We start from the raw sequence: 2269 nt of genomic DNA, 5'->3' as shown, positions 1-2269 counted from the left end.
GCTGGCGCACGTCAGAAAAACAGTCTCGCCTAGTGGCTACCGGGGACTACGCGCCTTCGATTCTCTCTCCTTGGCGCGCAGCGGATGAATAAGAAATACTTATTACATATATAAGCAGTGATTCCGTTCAACGTCGTCTGGATTGGGTGTCCGCTTCTGGTCGTTAGCGGAAGTGGTCTTAAAGCATCGATCGTCAGCTTCTCAGCAGTTGGAGACATAGAACAGAGATGAACTTTTGTCCGCATTTGTCACATCAGGTCGAATCCCATCTGTAAAATCGTCAGGTGAAATCCTGACTTACTCATTATATGCGAGCAATTTCCAGCCAGATGACTGCAGTGGTAAATCTTCATGCGTATATCACGCCACAATCACTGAATTACGCAATATCAACAGCTTATTCTTCGATACCCATGCAATAACATGGTTTAAGCGTAACTTCCTGATTGCATTTGTGCAGTGCGTTTTGTTTAAATTTCACCCTTGTATATAACAGTCTGTGATCAACCGATGCAAGAACCTGTTTGCGCAGATTCCGCAATTAACGGAGACTGTTGCCGGTTTGCAGGACGGTGACCCCGTCTCCAGATCGTTATTTAAGCGCTGCGTGGAAACTTCACGTATGCATTGGTTAAACACTGTCGAAGGATGAACCCACATGACAGACGATATAAAAGATGTAGACCCGCAGGAAACGCAGGAGTGGATTGAGGCGCTGGACGCCGTCATCGAGCACGAAGGAACAGATCGTGCGCATTACCTTCTCGAGAAACTGATCGACAAGGCGCGTCGCCGCGGAGCCTACTTACCCTATTCGGCAAATACTGCCTACCTCAACACCATTCCTGAACATCTGCAGGAACGCTATCCGGGTGACCGGGCAGTTGAACGCCGCATTCGCTCGCTGACGCGCTGGAATGCAATGGCAATGGTTGTGCAGGCAAACAGAATTTCTACAGAACTGGGCGGTCATATCGCCAGTTTTGCTTCCAGTGCCACACTCTATGACGTTGGCATGAACCATTTTTTCCATGCCCGTGATGAGAACCATGGTGGTGACCTGGTCTTTTTCCAGGGGCATTCGGCTCCCGGTATCTATTCACGTGCCTATCTTGAGGGGCGCCTGAGCAAGGACCAGATGCATAATTTTCGCCAGGAAGTCGATGGAGAGGGGCTCTCTTCCTATCCGCATCCGTGGCTAATGCCTGATTTCTGGCAGTTCCCGACCGTCTCCATGGGACTTGGTCCGATTATGGCGATTTACCAGGCGCGTTTCATGAACTACCTGCATGATCGTGAAATGATCGACGCAGGTAAGCGTAAGGTATGGGCTTTCCTCGGTGACGGTGAGACAGACGAGCCTGAATCTCTTGGTGCAATCACACTTGCCGGACGTGAAAAGCTCGACAACCTGGTGTTCGTGGTCAACTGTAACCTGCAGCGCCTTGACGGGCCTGTGCGCGGTAACGGCAAGATCATCCAGGAACTCGAAGCGATTTTCCGTGGTGCAGGCTGGAATGTTATCAAGGTTGTATGGGGCAGTTTCTGGGATCCGCTGCTTGCGCGTGATAAAAATGGCTTGTTGCGCAAGCGTATGGAGGAGTGTGTCGACGGTGACTATCAGGCCTACAAGGCACGTGGTGGCAAATATACACGCGAGCATTTCTTTGGTGAATATCCTGAACTGAAGGAACTCGTCGCCAACATGAGCGATGAGGATATTTTCCGACTCAACCGTGGCGGACACGATCCGGCAAAAGTTTTCTCTGCTTATTCAGCCGCAATGAACCACAAGGGGCAGCCGACAGTCATTCTCGCCAAGACGGTCAAGGGTTACGGCATGGGCGAAGCGGGAGAAGGTCAGAACACCACGCATTCCCAGAAAAAGATGGGGGACAAGTCACTGCGTGCATTCCGTGACCGTTTCAATATCCCGATTCCCGATGATGAACTCAGTTCGACGCCTTTTTACAAACCGGCTGAGGACAGTACTGAGGCCATCTATCTGAAAGAACGCCGTGAGGCACTTGGTGGTTCATTCCCATCACGCCTTGATGATGTTGAGACACTTGAAATTCCGCCGCTGGAGACATTACAGTCACTGCTCGAAAGCAGTGGTGATCGAGAACTGTCGACCACCATGGTATTCGTGCGTTTCCTGACAACCCTGATTCGTGACAAGCAGGTTGGCAAGCGCGTGGTGCCGATTGTTCCTGACGAGGCGCGTACCTTTGGTATGGAAGGCATGTTCCGTCAACTCGGTATCTAC

Annotated in this window: 1 protein-coding gene; it reads left to right on the top strand. The window is 50.9% G+C overall.

Annotation, left to right across the window (positions count from 1 at the left end; genetic code table 11):
• Nucleotides 1–658: 658 nt before the first annotated feature.
• The coding region (gene aceE, locus BOW51_RS10040) for a pyruvate dehydrogenase (acetyl-transferring), homodimeric type (RefSeq protein WP_078477596.1) at nucleotides 659–2269 on the top strand (1611 nt) is incomplete at its 3' end.

Origin of the sequence: Solemya elarraichensis gill symbiont, assembly GCF_002021095.1 — a bacterium.
In the GTDB taxonomy this organism is placed as follows: Bacteria; Pseudomonadota; Gammaproteobacteria; order Chromatiales; family Chromatiaceae.
Note: the sequence above shows the minus strand (reverse complement) of the source record. Positions and strands in the feature narration are given on the sequence as shown.